This is a genomic window from Streptomyces sp. NPDC101393 (assembly GCF_044767385.1).
Taxonomy (GTDB): domain Bacteria; phylum Actinomycetota; class Actinomycetes; order Streptomycetales; family Streptomycetaceae; genus Streptomyces.
On sequence record NZ_JBIWNU010000002.1, the window covers coordinates 385,278 to 404,804 of the forward strand.

The window sequence follows — 19,527 nt, forward strand, 5'->3', positions numbered from 1 at the left end:
CGATGACCACAGCTACGACGACCGACGAGGAATTCTGGAGCGACCAGCTCACCGCCGGGGAGTTCACCGCGGTTCCGCGCTGGACCCGTACCCCGCGGCCCGGCACCGCCGAGCACGAGACGGCGGCCCCCGACCACCTCATGACGCAGCTCGGCCACCTGGCGAACGAGACCGGCGTGACCCTCAACTCGGTGCTCCTGGCCGCGCACGCCAAGGTTCTGAGCACGCTGTCCGGTGACCGCGAGGTCGCCACCCACTACACCGGCGCGGAGAACGGCAGCCCGCTGCCCTGCCGGCTCACCACCGCTGCCACGTCCTGGCGGACGCTGCTGGCGGACACCCATCAGGCCGAGTCCCGCCTCCTGGCGCACGCAGAACCCGCCGCCGACGATGCCGGCGAGAGGCAGGGCGGGCCCTGCTCCCCGCCCGAGTTCGTCTTCGACCCGACCGGATGCGGCCGGACCGCCGAGGGCACCGTGCTGCGGGTGGCCGTGGCCCGCCGCGACGGCCACCACGTACTGCGGCTGCGCTACCGGACCGACGTGCTGGACAGGGACTGCGCCGCCCGGATCGCCGGATACCACCTCACCGCGCTCGCCCTGATCGTCGCCGATCCGGATGCCGCGCACGGGCAGCAGACCCTGCTGTCCGCCGAGGAACTCCGCCTCCAGCTCGAAGGGTTCGCCGGACCGCGGCGGGAACTGCCCGCGCTCCGCTTCCACCAGCTGTTCGAGCGGCGGGTGCGGGCGCACCCCGACCGCATCGCTGCCGTGCACGGGGACCGGCGGTGGACGTACCGGCAGCTCAATGCCCGCGCCAACCGGCTGGCACACGCCCTGCTGGCACGAGGGCTGCGCCGGCAAGGCGTCGTCGCGGTGGTCGCCGAGCGGAGTCTGGACTGGATGGCCGCTGCGCTGGCGGTCTTCAAGGCGGGCGGTGTGTATCTGCCCATCGAGCCGCACTTCCCGGCCGACCGTATGGCGACCATGCTCACCCGTGCCGGGTGCGCCCTCGTCCTCACCGAACCGTGCAGCGCCACCGCCCTCGACCAGGCCGTGGCCGAACTGCCCGGGGTCCGGACGCTCTTCATCGACGCGGCATGCGAGAGCCACCGCGACGAGAGCGACCCCGGCGTGCGCGTCGCCCCGGACGACCTTGCCTACATCTACTTCACCTCCGGCTCCACCGGAGAGCCCAAGGGCGCGATGTGCGAGCACGAGGGGATGCTCAATCACCTCTACGCCAAGATCGATGATCTGGGGATCGGCGAGGGCCACGTCGTCGCCCAGACGGCGCCTCAGTGCTTCGACATCTCCCTGTGGCAACTGCTCGCCGCGCAGCTCACGGGCGGGCGCACCCTGCTGGTCGAGCAGGCCGCGATCCTGGACGTCCGGCGGTTCCTCGACACCCTCGTCAGCGGCGGGGCCGACGTGCTCCAGGTGGTGCCGTCCTACCTCGACGTCGTCCTGTCCTTCCTGGAGCAGCACCCCCGCGAACTGCCGGATCTGCGGTGCGTGTCGGTCACCGGCGAGGCGCTGAAGAAGGAACTGGTCCAGCGCTGGTTCGCGGCCGCGCCCGGAATCAGGCTGGTCAACGCCTACGGCCTGACCGAGACCTCGGACGACACCCACCACGAGGTGATGGACCGGGTGCCGGACACCGACCGGATCCCGCTCGGCCGTCCGATCAGCAATGTGCGCGTCTATCTCATCGACGAGCGGCTGTCTCCGGTGCCGTTGGGCGCATCCGGTGAGATCGCCTTCTCCGGGGTGTGCGTCGGCCGCGGATACGTCAACGATCCCGAGCGCACCCGGGCCGTCTTCACCGCGGATCCGTACCGCGCGGGCAACCGGCTCTACCGCAGTGGCGACTACGGCCGCTGGCAGCCGGAGGGGAAGCTGGAGTTCCTCGGCCGCCGGGACGCACAGGTCAAGATCCGCGGCTTCCGTATCGAGATGGGCGAGATCGAGAACACCCTGCTGCGGGTGTCCGGCGTCCGCGACGGTGCCGTGGTGGTCTCCCGAGGCACCGGCCGCAGCCCGCGCCTGGTGGCCTTCTACACCGCGCGGCACCCGCTGGCGGCGGACGCCCTGCGGGACCACCTGGCCGGGTCGCTGCCCGCCTACATGGTTCCGGCGGCCTTCCACCGGCGGGAGAGCTTGCCGCTGACCGCCAACGGCAAGATCGACAAGAAGGCGCTGGCCGCACTCGCCACGGAAACCGACACGCCCCAGTCCGGCAGCCAACCGCCCGGCACCCCGACGGAACTGCGGCTCGCCGCCGCATGGGCCAAGACCCTCGGCACCCCGCTGGACCGGATCGGCCGGCAGGACCACTTCTTCGACCTCGGCGGCACCTCACTGTCGGCGGTGCGGGTCGCGATCGCCCTGGACCGTGTGGTCTCCCCCAAGGACCTCACTCATCACCCGGTCCTCGCCGACCTGGCCCGCCTGGTCGATGAGCGTTCCCCGCGCACGTCCCAGCCGCCGCGGACGCCGCCGGGGCCGGACCTCGCACCCGCACAGCACGGCGTAGGGGACCGGCCGGCCGCGCGCTGACCGGACCCGAACCGAAGCGAAGAGAACCGAAAGGAGAACACGATGTTGTCGTCACTGCCGACCTCACCGCCGGACCTGGAGTTGCAGGCCGGCCTGCCCCCGGTGCTCCGGGCCGAGCCCGCTGCCGACCCGGCGGACTGGGCCGCCGGATGCCGAGACGTCCTGCGCGCCGCCGTCACCGCGCACGGCGCGGTCCTGGTCCGCGGTCTCGGGCTGCACGACGCGGCCCAGGTCAGCGCGCTCCTTGCCGGGCTGGACACCGAGCCGGTGACCGAGCGGGAGGCCTTCGCCCCCCGGCAGACCTACTCGACGGGCGTCTACTCCTCGTCGGCCTGGCCCCCGAACCAGCCGATGTGCATGCATCACGAGCTGAGCTACACACGCGAGTTCCCCGGCCTGTTGCTGTTCGCATGTCTCACCGCACCCACGCAGGGCGGGGCGACCGCGGTCGCCGACGCCGCGGCCGTGCTCGACGCGCTGCCCTCCGAACTGACCGAGCGCTTCGAGCGGGAGGGCTGGCTGCTGACCCGCAGCTACAACGACGAGATCGGGGCCTCCTTGACGGAGGCGTTCGGCACCGATGAGCGCGGCGCCATCGAGCGCTACTGCCGTGCCCACTCGATCCGGTTCGCGTGGCAGAGCGACGGTGCACTGCGCACCCGGCAGCACAGCAGTGCCGTCGCCCGCCACCCGGTCAGCGGGCAGCGCTGCTGGTTCAACCAGATCGCGTTCCTCAACGAGTGGACGATCGCGCCCGAGGTACGCGAGTACCTCATCGACGAGTACGGCGCCGACGGGCTGCCGTTCAACACCCGCTACGGCAACGGCGATCCGCTCACCGAGGACACCGTGCAACTGATCAACAAGGTCTACGACGCGCACACCGCGCGCCGGCCGTGGCAGGCCGGTGACCTGCTGCTCGTCGACAACATCCGCACCGCCCACAGCAGGGAGCCCTACGAGGGGCCGCGCGATGTCGTCGTGGCGATGTCCGGCCCGCTGCGTTTGACCGACAGCTCACCGACCATCGAGGTGACCGTCTCATGACCACCGTCCGCTCCCCCGCAACCGAGTCCGCCATGCCCCGGCAACCCGCCGTGCCGCCGTTCGCGGTGATCCCAGGAGCGCAGGTCCAAGAGGCGCTGTGGGGGCGGGAAAAGCAGATCGTGGAGGTGGTCGAGGAGACCTACCGGCTGCACGCCGCCGGTGACTCGGTGAACCCGCCGTCCTCCTTCCTCCGCTTCCCCGACCGCCCCTCCTCCCGGATGATCGCGCTGCCCGCCTCGATCGGCGGCGGGTCACAGGTCGACGGGGTGAAGTGGATCTCCAGCTTCCCGGGAAACGTGACGGCCGGCATCCCCAGGGCCTCGGCCGTACTGATCCTCAACGACCCGGCCACCGGCTACCCGTTCGCCTGCCTGGAGAGCTCGATCATCAGCGCCGGCAGAACCGCCGCGTCGGCAGCGTCCGCAGCGGACTGGCTCAGCCGCGGCCGCCCCCGCCCGCTGCGCGTCGGGTTCATCGGGACGGGCCTGATCGCCCGCTACATCCACACCTTCCTGGAGGGCACCGGCTGGTCGTTCGACGACATCGGTGTGCACGACCTGTCCGCCGACAGCGCGGCAGGCTTCCGCCTCTACCTGGAGCAGTCGGGCACCACGTCCCGGATCACCGTGCACGACAGCGCCGAGGACCTGGTCCGCCTGAGCGATCTGGTGGTCTTCGCCACCGTCGCGGCCGAGCCGCATGTCAGCGACCCTTCCTGGTTCGCGCACAACCCGGTCGTGCTGCACGTCTCGCTGCGCGACCTCGCGCCGCGGATCCTGCTGGCATCCACCAACATCGTCGACGACATCGAGCACTGCCTCCGGGCCGCCACCTCACCGCATCTGACCGAACAGCTCACCGGCAACAGGGACTTCCTGCACGGCACGCTGGACGACGTGATGGCCGGGCGGGCCACGGTGCCGGCCGACCGTCCCGCGGTGTTCTCCCCGTTCGGCCTCGGGGTGCTCGACCTCGCGGTCGGCAAGTACGTCTACGACGAGGTGGCCCGCTCCGGGGACCTGCGGACCATCGACAACTTCTTCCACGAACTACGCCGGTACGGCTGAGCGGCCCCCGCCCCAGCCCGAGATCGACGGCCAAGCCGTCGCGGCCCCGGCCCGCACATCTGACAGACCCGCCGCCACCGTCGGAAGGAATCCGAAGGTGCTGTGCCCAGAGGAGGAGACCATCGTGCCCGTCATATCCGTCCCCGACGCCTTCAACGAGGAAGAGCTCTATGTGGACCTGCGGTCGGTCTTCGGACAATCGCTGTTCCTCAAATGCGAGGGTTTCAACTTCGCTGGTTCGATCAAGCTGAAGGCCGCGACCGAAATGGTGGAATCCGCCGAGCGGGAGGGCGCGTTGACACCGGATTCCGTCCTGGTCGAGTCCTCGTCCGGAAATCTCGGCGTGGCCCTGAGCATGATCGCCGCGAGCAGGGGCTACCACTTCCTGTGCGTGACGGACTCCCGCTGCAATCTGACGACCAGGCTGATGATGGAAGCCCTCGGCAGCCAGGTGCACGTCGTCGCCGCGCCGGAGTCCCCGGGCGGCTACCTCGCCGCACGGCTCGACTACGTCCGCGACCTGTGCGCCGCCGACGACCGGTGCGTCTGGCTCAGCCAGTACACCAACCCCGCCAACTGGAAGGCGCACTACCGCAGGACCGCGCCGGCCATCGCCCGCACGTTCCCGCAGCTGGACGTGCTGTTCGTCGGGGCCGGCACCACAGGGACGCTGATGGGCTGCGCCCGCTACTTCGCACAGTGGGACCGGCACGTACACATCGTCGCGGTGGACAGCGCCGGTTCGGTGAGCTTCGGCGGCCCACCGGGACGCCGCATGATCCCCGGCCTGGGCATGAGCGTCCGTCCGCCGCTGCTCGACGATTCCTTCGTCGATGAGGCCGTACGCGTCGAGGAGGCGGAAACCGTCCGCGCCTGCCACCGGATGGCCAGACGTGGGTTCGTCTTCGGCGGCTCGACCGGCACCGTGGTCAGCGGCGCCATGGACTGGCTGGCCCGCCACGACACCCACGGGCTGACGGCGGTGGCCATCGCTCCGGACCTGGGTGAGCGCTACCTCGACACCGTCTACCAGACCAACTGGGTCCGGGGCCTGTACGGCGACGACGTACTCGACTCCGAGGGGTCCACCCCGGCCGAATCCCGGTAGGCCCCGCTCCCGTACCGCCACGCCGGGGGCGGGCACCCCATCTGGGCCTGCGACGGAGCCGGCCCGGGTTCCGTGGCTGCCACAAGCCTGTCCCGCTCCCGGCACCCTCCCGGGCCCGGGAGCGAAAGTCCGAGCTCAGTGCGCATGTCTCCGCCCGGAAACCGGCCTGCCGTGTCCTTTCCGAAACCTGCCCGGGTGCTCGACACGCCGCGCGCGTGGTGCCGAGTGCCGGTGTTCTTCGCGTCCGAACGGATCACCTGTATGGGCTTGAAGAGTCGCCAGACACCGGCGGATGCGGTGGATTAGAAGGCACCAGCCCCGAACAAAGGAGAATCTCCTCATGCGTCTGCGTACTATCGCTGCGGCCATAGCCCTGTCCGGTGTTGCCCTCTTCGGTGGCGCCGGACAAGCCCTGGCGGCCGACCCGCCGCCCCCGCCGCTGATTCACGTCCCGGTCAACGCGTGCGGCATCAGCATCATCGGGCTGCTCAGCTCGACCAACGGGAACTGCGTCGCCCACTGACGGACGCTCGCCGCTCCGTCGGCTGACGGTTGCCACGCAGACAGGCTGCCACCGCGCAATCCGCGGTGGCAGCCTGCTGCCTGCTCTTCGGCACCTTCCGCGCGTGCTGCCTGATGCGTGCTGCCCACGGCCTGCGGCCACGCATGCGCTCCCGCGGCGAGTTGAGTCAGGCTCAAGTCGTCGGCCTGCGGTTCCCTCTTCGACCACCCCTGTGCGGGGTGACGCGTCTGGGCATGAGGAGGCGCGATCGCAGGCGTACGGGCCGCGGTCGGACCGTGGGGCGGCCGTCACGAACGGCCCGGAGGCCATCCCGTGCCTCCGGGCCGTTCGCCGTGCGGGGAGGGCCGGCGGAACCGACGTGCGCCCCGGTCAGCGCACGCGCCGGCCGGCCGCGTTCGCCTGCCACTCGCGGCCGATGGAGCGCAGCAGCGCCGGGTAGACCCCGAGGTACCGGAAGGGCTTGATGGCGGCCATGTAGAGCGTGCCGAACAACCCGTTCGGCTTCACCAGGACGGCCATCTGGCCGCGGTATCCGCCGGATCCGTCCGGGACCCACCCGATGTGCATCACGGCGTGCACGGTCTTGTTGCCCATCTCGGCGGCCCACTCGTCGTCCCGCTGATAGACGGAGGTGAACGGCGACGAGCCGAGGTCGGGACCCCGGGAGCCGTCACGAAGGTCCGCCGGCAACCGGTCGCGCAGGCACGGCTGGGTGTCGGTTCCGGGCTTGTCCCAGCCGAGCAGCGCTCCCAGCCTCCACCGGATGGCGAACAGCGCGCGGGAAACGGCTCCCTCTCCGCGCACCCCGCCTCGGAGTCCCTCGGCCATCTGGCGCACCAACCACACGAAGTCGTCGGGTCCGCCGGGGGTGGGCAGTACCCAGACGTCCTCGGTGGTGAAGTCGCCGGTGATCTCGTGGATCCGCCAGGGGCGGTCGGTGTGGGCGGTTCGGGGAAGTCGCATCAGCAGGGCCCCATATCTATACGGTGGCGTATAGATCGAGCATAGACCCACCTATACGCCGCCGTATACTCGACGGGACGTGAGGAGGCGCACAGCATGGGCACGACCCGCACACCACGCGGAAAGTGGATCGAGGAAGGCTTGCGGGCACTGGTCGCAGGAGGGCCCGAAGCCGTCCGGATCGAGGCACTGGCGCAGGCACTCGGCGTCAGCAAGGGGGGCTTCTACGGGTACTTCCGCAACCGGGACGCGCTGCTCACGGAAATGCTCGACACCTGGGAGTACGAGGTCGCCGAGAGCGTGATCGAGCAGGTGGACAGCGGCGGAGGTGACGCCAGGGCCCGACTGGAGCGACTGTTCGCCCTTGTCGCGGCCGGCACCGACGGGCCGGTGCGGGGCACCACCGCCGATATCGCGATCCGCGACTGGGCCCGCCGCGACACGGCCGTCGCCGAGCGTCTGCGCCGCGTCGACAACCGCCGTATGGACTACCTGCGTTCCCTGTTCTCCGCCTTCTGCCCCGACGAGGACGAGGTCGAGGTCCGCTGCCTGCTCGCCGTCTCGGTACGCATCGGCAACCACTTCAACGCCGCCGACAACGGCACGCGCAGCCGCGCGGAGGTGATGGAACTGATCAGCCAACGGCTGCTGGAGTAGCCGCCCCGCCCTCGTGCCCCCGGGGCGCCCGATCGACCGGACCCGTCCTCGATGTGCAGCCCGTTGGGTCCCGTATGCCGCACGAAACGATGTCGTGCCCACCCGCCGGGCACGGGGCGGGGCGTGCGCTCTCCGTACGGGCTCCGTGCGGATCATCTGCCCCGTAATGTGAGCGTCATGACGGCCATATCCCCGCGCGAGGCCCGGCGTTGCTACAACGCTCACCATCCGGTCCACGCGGCGTACTACTTCTCACCCGAGCACGACGACACCTATGCGGCGCTCGGGCTGGAGCACGGCCCCATGGCCTACCTGGCCGGGCGGGCGGCGCCGTTCGGGTCGGTGGGCTCCGGGGTGGTCACCGCCGCCTTCTACAACTTCCACCCGGATCTCGTCGCACGGCACCTCCCGCGCGCCTGGGAGGTCGCCGCACCTGCCGCTGTCCTGGAGGCCCGGCTGCGGATCACGGGTGCGTACCTCACCCGGCTGCTGGGGCATGAGGCGATCTCCTCCCAAGAAATGGCGGAGACCGCCGAGTTGGCCCTCCGGGCGGCCGAGGGCTGTCGCCGGCCCGGCCGGCCGCTGTACTCCGCCAACGCCGACCTTCCGGTGCCCGACGCTCCGCACCTGGCCCTGTGGCACGCCACGACCCTGTTGCGGGAGCACCGAGGCGACGGCCATGTGATCGCCCTGTCGGAAGCCGGTCTGGACGGGCTGGAGGCGTTGGTGTCCCATACCGCCACCGGCACGAACTGGCGGCCTGCCTACCTCCAGTCCGCGCGGGGCTGGTCGCCACAGGAGTGGGCCGCGGCGCGGGAGCGCCTGCGGGAGCGCGGGATTCTCGACGCCGAGGGCGCGTTGACCGAGCAGGGTGCGGAACTGCGTCGTGCCATCGAGGCCGATACCGACCGCCTCGACGTCGCTCCGTACGAGCATCTGGGGGCGGCGGGGACCCGTCGGCTCACCGAACTGGCCGGCGCTTTCTCCAAGGTGGTCCTGGCAGGTGGCGGGCTGCCGCTCAAGGACATCGGCAAGCGCTGAGCGGCCGACGCCCTCGATCCGTAGGCCGCGCGGTCGTCGTGGAAGCGAGGGCGTCACTCGGGCGGCCGGACCGGTGGTGTCCGGCCGCCCGGCTCAGTCCCCGGTGCCCCCTTCCTTCGCCGCTCGCGCCATCGCCGCGAGAACCTCCTGCAGGGCTGCCCGGGTCTCCTCGTCGCTGACCCGGCCGTTCGTGATCTTGATGCTGGCCAGCGGGATGGGGAGTGATTCGGGAAGGACCTTCCCGCCCATGATCAACAAGGTTTCCTTGAGCCAGGCCTGAGCTCTGTCACCGCCTGTCATGGACGGTGACGCGGTGACCACGGCGACGGGCTTGTCCGTCAGTTCGCCCCCGCCCACCACCCACTCCAGGCCGTTCTTCAGCACGCCCGACGTGCCGTGCGCGTACTCCGGGCTGGAGATCAGCACCGCGTCGGCGGATTCCAACAGGGCGCGGAACTCCATGACCTCGGGCGGCGGGCCCGCGCTCTCCACTTCCTGGTTGAAGAAGGGCAGCTGCCCCAGCCCCTCGTAGATCGTCATCGACACCGGCGGGAGGCAGAGTTCGGCAGCGGTACGCACCACCGCGGTGTTGAGCGACTTGGTCCGCAGGCTCCCGGAGAAGGCGACGAATTTCATCTGGTTCCTTTCTTGCCGTTCACGTCTTACCGTTCACGTCTTCGTTTACCGTTCACGTATTACGTGGGGAGAAGTCCCCAGCATCGCGCATGAATTGGGGCCGTCGCCCGGCATCCGGCAGTGCGAGGGCCGCGGCCACCCGGGGACCGCCGTCCATGTCGGTCACCGTCCAGGAAACCGGGCCCGCCCCTGCCCCGCAGGTGACCGTCACCGCCCCCGGACGTTCAGGACGCACCTCGACGGTCCTCAGGTCCAGCACGATGCCGACGCCGACCGCTTTGGTGACCGCCTCTTTGCGCACCCAGGCGCGGTAGAAGGCCCGTAGGCCTTCCTCCGGCGGGAGTCGCAGAATGTAGGCGGCCTCTGTCGGCGAAAGGCACTGGCCGGCCATTTCCCGGACATCGATGGGACGCAGCACTTCGATATCGGCTCCCACCGGCCCTGACGGGGCCACCGCCACCAGTGCATGCCGCTTCGCGCGCGAGAAGCTGAACGTGACGGGCGTGGCGGGCGAGCTGATGCGTGGAGGTCCGTGGTCCGCGCTCCCGCAGCCGGGGCAGGGGCTACGCCCGAAGACGATCCGGTCGGCGGCGAAACCCAGCCGGTCCGCGAGGACGCGGCGCAGGGCGGCCCGGCCCGCGACGAACGACACCCGGTCCTCGGTCCTGCGGTAGCGGTCGGCCCTGTTCCGCTCCGCGGCGTCGAGAAGCGCGAGATCGCTCTCGCTCTCCACGGCCGGCAGGCGCAGCTGCCGCACGACGGTGTCGATCGCCGTCACGCCATGTGCTCCTGGGCCGCCCGACGTGCCGTGGACACCGCCGCCGTGATGCGCCGTGTGATCGCCCGTTGGTGGTGGCCGAGGTAGAAGTGCCCGCCGCCGAAGAGGTTCAGGCCGAGGAAGCGCTCCGTCCGGTCCGACCAGGCGGCCAGTCGCTCCGGGCCGACCACCGGATCGTCGTCACCGCCGAACGCGGACACCGGGACCGGGAGCGGTGCCGCGTCCACCACCGGCTGCCAGGTGTCGACGAGAGCGAAGTCGTTGCGGAAGGTGGGGCCGAAGAAGCGCCACATCCCGTCCTCGTCGAGCAGCGCATCGGGCGTGCCGCCGACCGACCGCAGCCAGTTCCGCAGTTCGGTGTCGGTCAGGAGGTGGCGCGCCCTTCTCTCGCCGCCGGCGGCCTGCGGCGCGCCGCAGGCGGACAGGCCCAGCCAGACGGGCAGGCGGCGCCCCTCCTCGGCCAGATGCCGGGTCAGTTCGTACGCGACGAGAGCACCCATGCTGTGCCCGAAGAAGGCGAAGGGGCGGTCCGTCCATCGCTGGATCTCGCCGGCGAAGTAGGCCACCAGCTCGTCGCTGTTGCCGATCAGGGGTATGCCGTGCGACCGCCCACGGCCGGGGGCGTCCAGCAGGCACACCTCCCAGTCGGCGGGGAACGCGTGCTCCCAGTCCTTGTAGAGGAGGTGTGAGCCCCCCGCATGGTGAAACAGGAAGAGGCGCAGCGCAGCCCCCGGTACGGGGCGCGGGCAGGTCACGGCGCCGTGTGCCAGCGGGCGTCCGGGCCCTCGGGTCGGGAGCGGGGGCACCCTGCGCGGCCTCACCCGCCGGCCTGCGAAAGAGCCGCGATGCCGGCGACGTCCGGTGCCGGTGTGCCGCGGGCGTACATCCGGGCGAAGCCCACCACCTGCGCCGCCATGGTCTCCAACTGGCCCTGCACATGCGGATCGGAGCAGTTGCCGTCCGGTCCGAAGCCGGCCGTCGCGCTGTTCACCACCACACCGAGCGGGGTGGGCCAGCCGCGCAGCGCGTGGGTCACGTCCCGCAGCGCGGCAAGCGTGGACACACCGCCCTGCCAGCCCTGCGCGACGGCAAGGCTGCCGACGGCCCGTCCGCTGAAGTACGGGCGGGCGTCGTCGCGCAGTTCCTCGACGTGGTCGAGGGCGTTCTTCACCAGCCCGGAGACGCTTCCGTGGTAGGCCGGGCTGGCGAGTACGAGGCCGTCCGCGCCGGCGATCTCGGACACCAGCCGCAGTGCCCGCGGCGAGCGGATCTCGGTCCGCGGGTCGTAGAGCGGCATCACCAGCTCGGCACCGCCGATGAGCGACACCTGCGCGCCGTGTCGCTCCGCTGCTGCCAGGACCACGCGAAGTGCCCGCTCGGCTGTCGAGTCCGGCCGGGGCGAACCCCCGATTCCGACCACCTTCACGGTCTGCTGCACAGGGATTCGCCCCAATTCTCTCGTCAGGCTTACGGGCATGCTCAGGGAACGCCGCCGTGGTCAGGCGGTGACCGCCTCCGAGGTCGGGGCCACGGTCGTGCTCTGCGCGCTTTCGTGCAGGTCGCGGCGGCGGATGCAGAAGAAGGCGATGGCCGCGCCGACCGCGGCGACCACGGCACAGACGACCATGACGTCGGCGAGGGAGCCGACGAAGGCGGAACGGGCCGCCGCCGTCGCCTGACCCAGCAGGGCCGACGGCACGGCGTCCGCGAGGCCGGACGTACCGCCGGTGGCCACCTGCCGGCCCACCTCCTCGGCCTGCCCGCCCAGCTTCGTGCCCGTACCCGAGGCGGCGAAGGTGTCGACCACCTTGTGGTGGAAGAGGGCACCGAAGGCGGCGACGCCGACGGCGACACCGACCTGCTGGAAGGTCTCCCCCATGCCCGAGGCCATACCGGCCTTCTCAGGTCGGACCACGCCGATGGTGACCGCGGCGCGCGGCGGATTGAACAGGCCCATGCCGATACCCGTGACGATCATGCTGGGCAGCATCGCCGTCCAGGAACTGCCGGGTTCGACGAGCACCATCAGGCCCATGCCGACCGCGATGAAGCCGATGGACAGGCCGATCAGCACCCCGGGTGCCACCTTGGCCAGCAGGCCGCCGGTCACCGCGGCGACGATGAACAGGGTGATCATCATCGGCATGAAGCGCACTCCGGTGTCCCAGGGCGAGTAGCCCAGAACGTTCTGCACGTAGGAGATCTGCAGGAAGACCGCGGCGAGGCTGGTCGCGTTGGACAGCAGCGTGGCCAGGCAGACACCGGTGAAGGTGGGCGTCCGCAAGAGGTGAAGGTCGAACATGGCCCGCTCGCCGCGCACCTTCTCGACGACGACGAACGCCACGAGCAGAACGACTCCCCCGGCGAACGACCCGAGGATGGGGGCGCTGGTCCAGCCGGAGGACTCACCGCGCAGGAAGCCGAACACGAGCAGGGTGAGGCCGAGGCCGAAGCTCACCATGCCCACCCAGTCGATGCTGTGCGGGACCGGGTCACGCGACTCGCGCAGGCGCAGGGCCCCGACGATCAGCGCCACGATGCCGATCGGCACATTGACCAGGAAGATCCAGCGCCAGCTGAGCGCATCGGTGAGGAATCCGCCGACCAGCGGCCCGAAGGCCAGGGCGAGACCCGCGATGCCGCCGAAGACGCCGAAGGCCTTCCCCCGGTCGTTGCCACGGAACTCGTTGCCGATCAGGGCGGGCCCGACCGAGAAGAGCACCGCGGCGCCGATGCCCTGCACGCCGCGGGCGATGTTGAGGGCGAGGACGTCCTGCGCCAGACCGGCGGCGAGCGAGGACAGCGTGAAGAGGACCAGGCCCGCGTTGAAGACCCGCTTGCGGCCGAGCCGGTCCGCCAGCGACCCTCCCGTAAGGAGGAAGGCGGCCAGGGTCAGGGTGTACGAGTCGATGACCCATTGCAGGTCGGAGAAGTCCGCCCCGAGCGACGTACGAAGGTCCTGCAACGCGACGTTGACCACGGTCACGTCGAGCATCAGCATGAACATCGCGACGCAGGCCAGCGCCAAGGTCCATGACCGTGCGCGGCCGGCCGGCGGCCCGTCCTCCGCCTGATTGCCGACGACTGCTTCTGCTGACATCACGCTCTCCTCACTGATCGGCGCCACATCCGTGCCGCCTTCGGTCTCAACTCATTGCGGTCCCACGGACTCAGCCGTGGGGTTTCGGTACGGGCCCGGAACGCCATGTCCGCGTACCGGGGTCGTACGAGCCCTTCTCCGCTCCCGAGATGCCGGTCACCTGGATGAGGGCGCGCCCGTCGGGGCCGGCAACGGCACAGCGCTCCTCGCCCGTGGCGGGGTCGAACCAGTGACGGAGTACCAGCCCGTCCGGCCACCCCTCGGCCAGCGCCACGTCATTGGCCGGGGTGTAGAGGTCCACCGAGGCCAGCCGGGTGGGGACCATCACGGGCACGTCGCCCGGCTGCCGGCCGTCGAGCACGGAGGTGCGCAACAGGCAGTCGAGCGCGATGCTCGGCAGAAGGAAGCGGGAGAACACGCCACCGCCCGGCGGAAGGGTGAGTCGCAGATCCGCCGAGCCGCCGTCGGCTGCCGTCCTCGGGCAGCGCAACGCTCCGAACACTCCGCTCAACTCGACTGGTGTGCCCGGCAGTTCGTACGTGTTCGGGGCATCGTAACTGCCGGGCGGGACCGGCGGGCACAAAGGACGATCCGGGAGCACAGCGGCGAGGTGCACCACCATGCGGGTGTGCTCGCGCTCGGGCACCGGTCCGGCCGCGGGCGAGCTGACCCGGACCCGCACCTGATCGCCGTCGCGCAGGGCGGACACCCGCAGCGTGCGCGGCCAGCGGTGCCGGGCGGCCCGGATGAACTGCGACAGGACGACGTCGGTGATGCGTGCCGGAATCAGGCCCGGAGCGAGCTCGGCCGCCGCTTCGGCCGCCATCTCCAGGATGAAGGTGCCCGGCACCGTCGGCCGGCCGTCGACGAGGTGTTCCAGCAGGTACGGGTGCTCGTCGAGGCCGACGTCACAGGTCCAGGTCGCCACCTCGCCGTCGTACTCGGCGGGCCCGGTCAGGAAGGCACGTCGAGCGGCCGCCGGAGCACGGGGCGGCTCCGGCGCGCCCTGCGCGGCCGTCTCGCACGCCGCACGGAAGCCGGGCGCCTTGCGCTGCAGGGTCATCCAGTCGGCGTCACCGATCCAGGTCGTCGCCAGGCCGTGGCTGCCCCGGCCGGTCAGTTCGGTGCGGAAGAACTCGCGGCCCTGAGCGTCGGACATCTGGCCGATTTCTCCCTGCCTGGCCAGAAAGGCACCACCCGGGGTGTCGGCCGAGGCCATGCCCGACTCGACCCACAGTCCGGAGACCAGGGCGACCTCGTCCGAGCCCTCGGTCGTCCGCGCATGCGCCGCGGCGAGCAGCAGGAACTCGTTGGCCGCGCCGTAGTCGGGCTCGCCGCGCAGCCCGGTGAACGCCGAGACGGAGCTGACGCTGCACCACAGGGCGGGGCGCCGGTCCCCGAGGGCGGCGCGCAGGTGGGCGTAGCCGCGCACCTTCACATCCCGTACCGCCCGGAAGTCGGCGAGCTTCTTGCGGGTGAGGCCCGCGGAGCGCGCCAGGCCGGCGCCGTGCACCAGCACGTCCACCCGGCCTTCCACGGCCAGGATCTCGTCCATCACCTTGCGCACCGCGCCCTCGTCCAGGACGTCGCACTGCCGGTAGTGGACCCGAGCGGCACCGCACGAGCGCTCCAGGTCCTCCAGCGTGCCGGCCCGTTCGAGCTGCTGGACGGCACGGTCGTAGCGACGGCTGAGCGCGGCGGGAGTCTCGGACGGGTGGCGCACCATCAACTCCCGCAGCGCGTCGGCGCGCGGCAGGAGGGCCGTGGCGGCCGTGGCCGGATCGGGCGCCGGGCCCGTCCCGAGCAGCCAGACGCTGCGGGGTGTCCGGTCGGCCACGAGTACCTGCACCAGGTGGGCGGTGAGGCCGCGCGCGCCACCGGTGGCGACGATCACCGGGTCGTCCGGCAGGCCGAGCCCCGCTCCGTCCGGCGCCGCCTCGACCGGCAGCAGCATCAGTTCCAGCCGCACACCGCCTACGTGATAGGCGATGGGGATGTACCGGTGGGCGCCCGATTCGCCGGCCAGCAGCGCCAGCCCGGCCGCCGCCTCCTCGCGATCGGTGACCAGCGCGAACATCAGGCAGCCGGAGAGCTCCTGGGACAGACTGCGCACCAGTCCGCCGAAGAGGCCCACGGCCGGGGCGGGAGTCGCACCGTCCATGGCGGCCAGGGCGAGTACCGCGAGGCAGCCGCCGTCATCGAGCGGCGCGGCACAGTGCCGGGCCGCCAGGAAGGCCAGGTCGTGGAGGTCGAGCACGCGCTTCGGGACGTCCCCACTCAGGGCGCCGGCACGCGTTCCGCCCACGATGACGCGAATCTGAGCGAACTTCCGGCCGTCCTCCGTCAGCAGCGCTTCCAGGCGTTCCGGCGCGTCGAGGTAGGTCACCGGGAAGGGCAGGGCGGCCTCGCGTGGTGCCGTGCCCGGCGCGACGATCAAGCAGTCCGCGGGCATGCCGACGCCCCTCAGCAGGCGCGGATCGTCGGTCAGCACCAGACTCCCCATGGGGAGCGCGGCCAGGTGGGGGCGGACGTTCCGGGCGGCGACCGGGCGCAGCGCGAGCGCGTGCCGCGCGAGGTGGCCGCTCAGCGCACCGGACTCCCCCGCTTCCCCGTGCGGGGGCGCGTCGGCCGACGGCTCGGGTGTCACCACGATCGCGGGTGTGTGGTGGTCCTCCACCGGCCGGATGACCGTCTGCCGCCCGGTGCGATGCAAGGCGCGCAGGAGCGCCACGGCGCCCTCGGCGCCGCGGTGGCTGCGGTCCCGTACGGGCTCGTTTCCCGGTCCGTCGGCGGGTGCGTCCGGCGTGGCGAGCTCCATCCGGGCCAGCACGGTCATGCCGTGGTCCCGGGCGACGCTCAGCCGGGTCAGGACGAATCCGACGGCGGCTTCCGCGTTCTGGGTGCCGCCGGGGCGCGGTACGTGTTCCGTCGTGGCGTTCACGCCGATGACGACGGCCAGGTCCATGTCGCCGTCGCGCAGATAGCGCATGGCGGTGACCAGCGCGGAGTTGGTCGAGTCCCGGCCCGCGTCGAGCGTCATGTTCGGCCCGTGCAGGTCCAGCCGCTGCACCACCCGGGCCGCGATGACATTGGGCATCAGGCCGGGATAGGCGTCCTCGTTGATGGGCGGTGTCATGGCGCGCACCGCGCCGTCGAGCGTCCCGGACGGGATGCCGGCGGGCCCGGTCAGCTTGGTGACGAGGTCCTCGCGGTAGCAGCGCAGGTCGTAGGCGAGCGCGGATCTGGTGGGCCCGGTGTGGCCGACGAGTACGCCGGTACTCGCGCACAGCCGCGCGTCCTTGGTCCACTCCCCGGCCAGGAGGTCCGCGCAGCGCAGGGCCATCAGCTGGCTGCGGTCCATGGCCGCGATCGCCGAGGGGGCCAGCCTGGCCTCCACCGGGGACGGCAGCGGGTAGGCGTCGCCGAAGGACGACGGCCAGTCGGCCGTGCCCCCCGCGAGCCAGCGGGCGAGCCGCTCACGGCCGGGATCGCCGGGAAGGTGTGTGCCCTGAGCCACGACGACGATCGGGTCGTCTTCGGCGGTCTCCGGCTTCGGGGCGGACACCGCGCCGGGCGACGGGGGCTGATCCGTGAGGACGAGATGGCCGTTGGTCCCGCCGAAGCCCATGGCCGACACCCCCACGGTGCGGGGGCGCCCGGGTGCGGCGGGCCACGGCACATCGTCGGTCGGCACGTGGACGGCCGTCGTCACTCCCTCGGGCAGCTCACGGAACTGCCGTTGCGCCGGGATGACTTCGTGCCGCATGGCCAGCAGGGCGTGGATCGCGGACACCGCCCCGGCCGCCCAGCCGGCGTGGCCGACCAGCGACTTGTTCGAAGTCATGGTCCACGTCTTGGCCGGCCCCGCGCTCCGGGTCAGTGCCGTCATCTCGGTGCGGTCACCGGTCGGCGTGCCGGTGGCGTGCGCGACGATCCAGTCCACGTCCTCGGGCGTGACGTCGGCGGCCCGCCATGCCCGGTCGAGGGCGATCGTCTGGCCCGCGGCGTTCGGAGCGTAGATCGCCTTGCCCCGCCCGTCGGACGAGCCGCCGAACCCGGCGACGAAGCCGAGGACGGGGTCACCGTCGGCGAGCGCCCTCGCGTACGTCTTCAGCGCCAGCACGGCGGCACCGTCACTGAACAGCACACCGTCGGCATCCCGGTCCAGGGCGCGTACCCGGCCGGACCGGGACAGGCCGCGGAGCTTGGAGAACAGCACCAGATTCTGGGCGCTCAGCGCGAACGCCCCACCGCACAGGGCCACATCCGTCTCGCCCGCGCGCAGCGCCCGTACGCCGAGGTCCACGGTGTACAGGGAAGACGAGCAGGCGGTGTCCACCACGACGATCTCCGCGGAATCGGGCAGATCGGGGGCGGCCATGCGGGCGATCCGGTACGGCAGCACGTCCTCCGGGGAGTCGGAGGCCAGCGGGTAGAGCGAGCGGAACGCCTCCGGCACCTGCGTCCCCGCTTCGGCGAGGATGCCGCGCACCCCGGCCGAAACCAGGCTGTGTTCCAGGTGGTGGCTGCCGTCGGGGGTGAGGCCGACGGCGAACAACTGCCGGTCGCCGGGGCGGATGGTGACCTTCTCGGTGGCGCTCAGCAGGGAGTGACGGAGCCAGAGTGCGGTGAATTCCCCGCTGTCGAACGTCCCGGCCTCCATCTCCTGGCGCAACCGCGGGTGCGGGACGAAGCCGGTCATGAAACCGGAGACGCGGGAGTAGGTCTTGTCCTCGGCAGCGGCGTCCGCGGACCAGATCGTCTCCAGGTCCAGCCGGTCCCCGGGTTCGCCGAACACCGGCTCACCGCTCTTCAGGAGGTCCCAGAACTGCTCGGGCGAGCTTGCTCCCGGCAGGGCCAGGCCCATGCCGACGACCACCACCGCGTCGTCGGCCGGTGCCGTATCGGCCCGGCCTCCGCTCAGCGCCAGGGTCCGGCCGTCGACGGACGAGGCGTCGTCGGAGACCAGGAACCCGGCGAGCTGAGCGAGGCCCTGCGCCGCTTGCTCCTCGGTGTCGTGCAGGACCACGGCGTTGACGCGGACACCGTCCGGTGCTCCGCCGGCGAGTTCCCGTACGAGCTCCGTCACCGGGCCCTGCGCCGTCGCCGCGGTGGCCACGTGCACGACAGCGCCGTGCCGCCGCTGCGCCATCAGCGCGAGGGCGGCGGCCGTCACTGTGCGGGCGTCGCGCAGTCGCTGCTCGCCGGCCACAGCGTTGACCAGCGCGTCGACGGGGCCGTGCGGTACGCCGGCGCGGTCGAGCGCGGCCTGTATCCGGGTGGTGTCCGGCGCTTCGCAGGTCACGACGCGCGCACCCAGATGCGTGAGGTGCCGCGCCACGGAGGTGCCGAGGGCGCGGCCGGCGCCGACCACCAGGACGGTGCGGCCGGTGAGATCGAGGGACATGCTGGCTCCTGTGTTGCTAGGGTCGGTCGTTTGGATCACGCCGGATCAGGGAGCGGGGTCCGGTGCGTGCAGCTGCAAGGCGGAGGATTGAGGCAACGCGGAGCGTTGCTGATTGACGACAACCGACAACGCGGCAGATGCGCGTGCCGGACCCCGCGAGCCCGGCGTGATCCCCACGACAGGCCCTGGATCAGCGCGCGGATGCCTGAACGGCGGTGACGAGGCCGGCGAGATCGGCCAGCGTGGACTGAGCGATGAAACGGCCGTCCTCGGCCGACTCCCCCAACCCGAAATGCGCCGTCACCTTCCCCAACATCTCCGCACGCTTCAACGAATCGATCCCCAGATCCGCCTCCAGATCCGCATCACCAGTGATCACCTCCACCGGATAACCCAGCGTCGACGCATACAACTCCCGCAACTCCTCCAGCACTTCACCCACCGACCACACCGACCCGGCAGAAACCACCGACGCCGGGGCGTCACCGCGGACGTCGGTGATGAGGCCGGCGAGATCGGCCAGCGTGGACTGAGCGATGAAACGACCGTCCTCGGCCGACTCCCCCAACCCGAAATGCGCCGTCACCTTCCCCAACATCTCCGCACGCTTCAACGAATCGATCCCCAGATCCGCCTCCAGAT

General features: G+C 71.3%; 15 protein-coding genes. 7 read left to right on the forward strand and 8 right to left on the reverse strand.

Annotated elements, in window-relative coordinates:
- The first annotated feature begins 2 nt into the window (after window positions 1-2).
- The 5 genes from ACIRQ7_RS07355 to ACIRQ7_RS07375 all read left to right on the forward strand — a co-directional run bounded on the left by ACIRQ7_RS07355 (window position 3) and on the right by ACIRQ7_RS07375 (window position 6,303).
- On the forward strand, window positions 3-2,558 hold the full coding sequence (locus ACIRQ7_RS07355) for an amino acid adenylation domain-containing protein (RefSeq protein WP_404260650.1): 2,556 nt from the start codon (window positions 3-5) through the stop codon (window positions 2,556-2,558).
- Window positions 2,559-2,600: 42 nt separating this feature from the next.
- Entirely contained in the window at window positions 2,601-3,605 is a 1,005-nt protein-coding gene (locus tag ACIRQ7_RS07360) for a TauD/TfdA family dioxygenase (RefSeq protein ID WP_404260652.1), read from the forward strand.
- On the forward strand, window positions 3,602-4,672 hold the full coding sequence (gene sbnB, locus ACIRQ7_RS07365; RefSeq protein ID WP_404260654.1) for a 2,3-diaminopropionate biosynthesis protein SbnB: 1,071 nt from the start codon (window positions 3,602-3,604) through the stop codon (window positions 4,670-4,672). Before ACIRQ7_RS07360 ends, sbnB begins: the two co-directional genes overlap by 4 nt.
- Window positions 4,673-4,796: 124 nt before the next feature.
- Window positions 4,797-5,780: a 2,3-diaminopropionate biosynthesis protein SbnA gene (gene sbnA, locus ACIRQ7_RS07370; protein WP_404260656.1), complete on the forward strand. Its 984-nt coding sequence runs from the start codon at window positions 4,797-4,799 to the stop codon at window positions 5,778-5,780.
- A 340-nt stretch (window positions 5,781-6,120) separates the two neighbouring features.
- On the forward strand, window positions 6,121-6,303 hold the full coding sequence (locus ACIRQ7_RS07375) for a chaplin (RefSeq protein ID WP_401468926.1): 183 nt from the start codon (window positions 6,121-6,123) through the stop codon (window positions 6,301-6,303).
- Between the two features lie 369 nt (window positions 6,304-6,672).
- Here ACIRQ7_RS07375 and ACIRQ7_RS07380 read toward each other — a convergent pair whose 3' ends face one another.
- Window positions 6,673-7,266 carry a DUF2867 domain-containing protein gene (locus ACIRQ7_RS07380; protein WP_404260658.1) on the reverse strand — a complete coding sequence of 198 codons (594 nt, stop codon included), beginning with the start codon at window positions 7,264-7,266 and terminating at the stop codon, window positions 6,673-6,675.
- A 96-nt stretch (window positions 7,267-7,362) separates the two neighbouring features.
- On the opposite strand from ACIRQ7_RS07380, the gene ACIRQ7_RS07385 reads away from it, so the two are divergent.
- Window positions 7,363-7,923: a TetR/AcrR family transcriptional regulator gene (locus ACIRQ7_RS07385; protein ID WP_404260660.1), complete on the forward strand. Its 561-nt coding sequence runs from the start codon at window positions 7,363-7,365 to the stop codon at window positions 7,921-7,923.
- 177 nt (window positions 7,924-8,100) lie between these two features.
- On the forward strand, window positions 8,101-8,964 hold the full coding sequence (locus ACIRQ7_RS07390) for a hypothetical protein (protein ID WP_404260662.1): 864 nt from the start codon (window positions 8,101-8,103) through the stop codon (window positions 8,962-8,964).
- 93 nt (window positions 8,965-9,057) lie between these two features.
- On the opposite strand, the gene ACIRQ7_RS07395 is transcribed toward ACIRQ7_RS07390, so the two are convergent.
- From ACIRQ7_RS07395 to ACIRQ7_RS07425, 7 genes are all read right to left on the reverse strand, one after another.
- The gene (locus ACIRQ7_RS07395; protein ID WP_404260663.1) at window positions 9,058-9,600 is read right to left on the reverse strand and encodes an NADPH-dependent FMN reductase; all 543 of its coding nucleotides are present in this window, start codon (window positions 9,598-9,600) and stop codon (window positions 9,058-9,060) included.
- Between the two features lie 52 nt (window positions 9,601-9,652).
- Window positions 9,653-10,378: a 4'-phosphopantetheinyl transferase family protein gene (locus ACIRQ7_RS07400; protein WP_404260665.1), complete on the reverse strand. Its 726-nt coding sequence runs from the start codon at window positions 10,376-10,378 to the stop codon at window positions 9,653-9,655.
- Window positions 10,375-11,133, reverse strand: coding sequence for a thioesterase II family protein (locus ACIRQ7_RS07405; protein ID WP_404260667.1), 759 nt, complete (start codon window positions 11,131-11,133; stop codon window positions 10,375-10,377). The genes ACIRQ7_RS07400 and ACIRQ7_RS07405 overlap by 4 nt, the downstream gene beginning before the upstream one ends.
- Window positions 11,134-11,195: 62 nt before the next feature.
- Window positions 11,196-11,816: an NADPH-dependent FMN reductase gene (locus ACIRQ7_RS07410; protein WP_404260669.1), complete on the reverse strand. Its 621-nt coding sequence runs from the start codon at window positions 11,814-11,816 to the stop codon at window positions 11,196-11,198.
- Window positions 11,817-11,876: 60 nt separating this feature from the next.
- Window positions 11,877-13,478: an MFS transporter gene (locus ACIRQ7_RS07415; protein ID WP_404260671.1), complete on the reverse strand. Its 1,602-nt coding sequence runs from the start codon at window positions 13,476-13,478 to the stop codon at window positions 11,877-11,879.
- Between the two features lie 70 nt (window positions 13,479-13,548).
- Window positions 13,549-18,885 (reverse strand): SDR family oxidoreductase, encoded by a 5,337-nt coding sequence (locus ACIRQ7_RS07420; RefSeq protein ID WP_404260673.1) that lies wholly within the window; start codon window positions 18,883-18,885, stop codon window positions 13,549-13,551.
- A gap of 190 nt (window positions 18,886-19,075) precedes the next feature.
- Window positions 19,076-19,527, reverse strand: a 452-nt coding sequence (locus tag ACIRQ7_RS07425; protein ID WP_404260675.1) for a phosphopantetheine-binding protein, incomplete at its 5' end; no start/stop codon positions are given.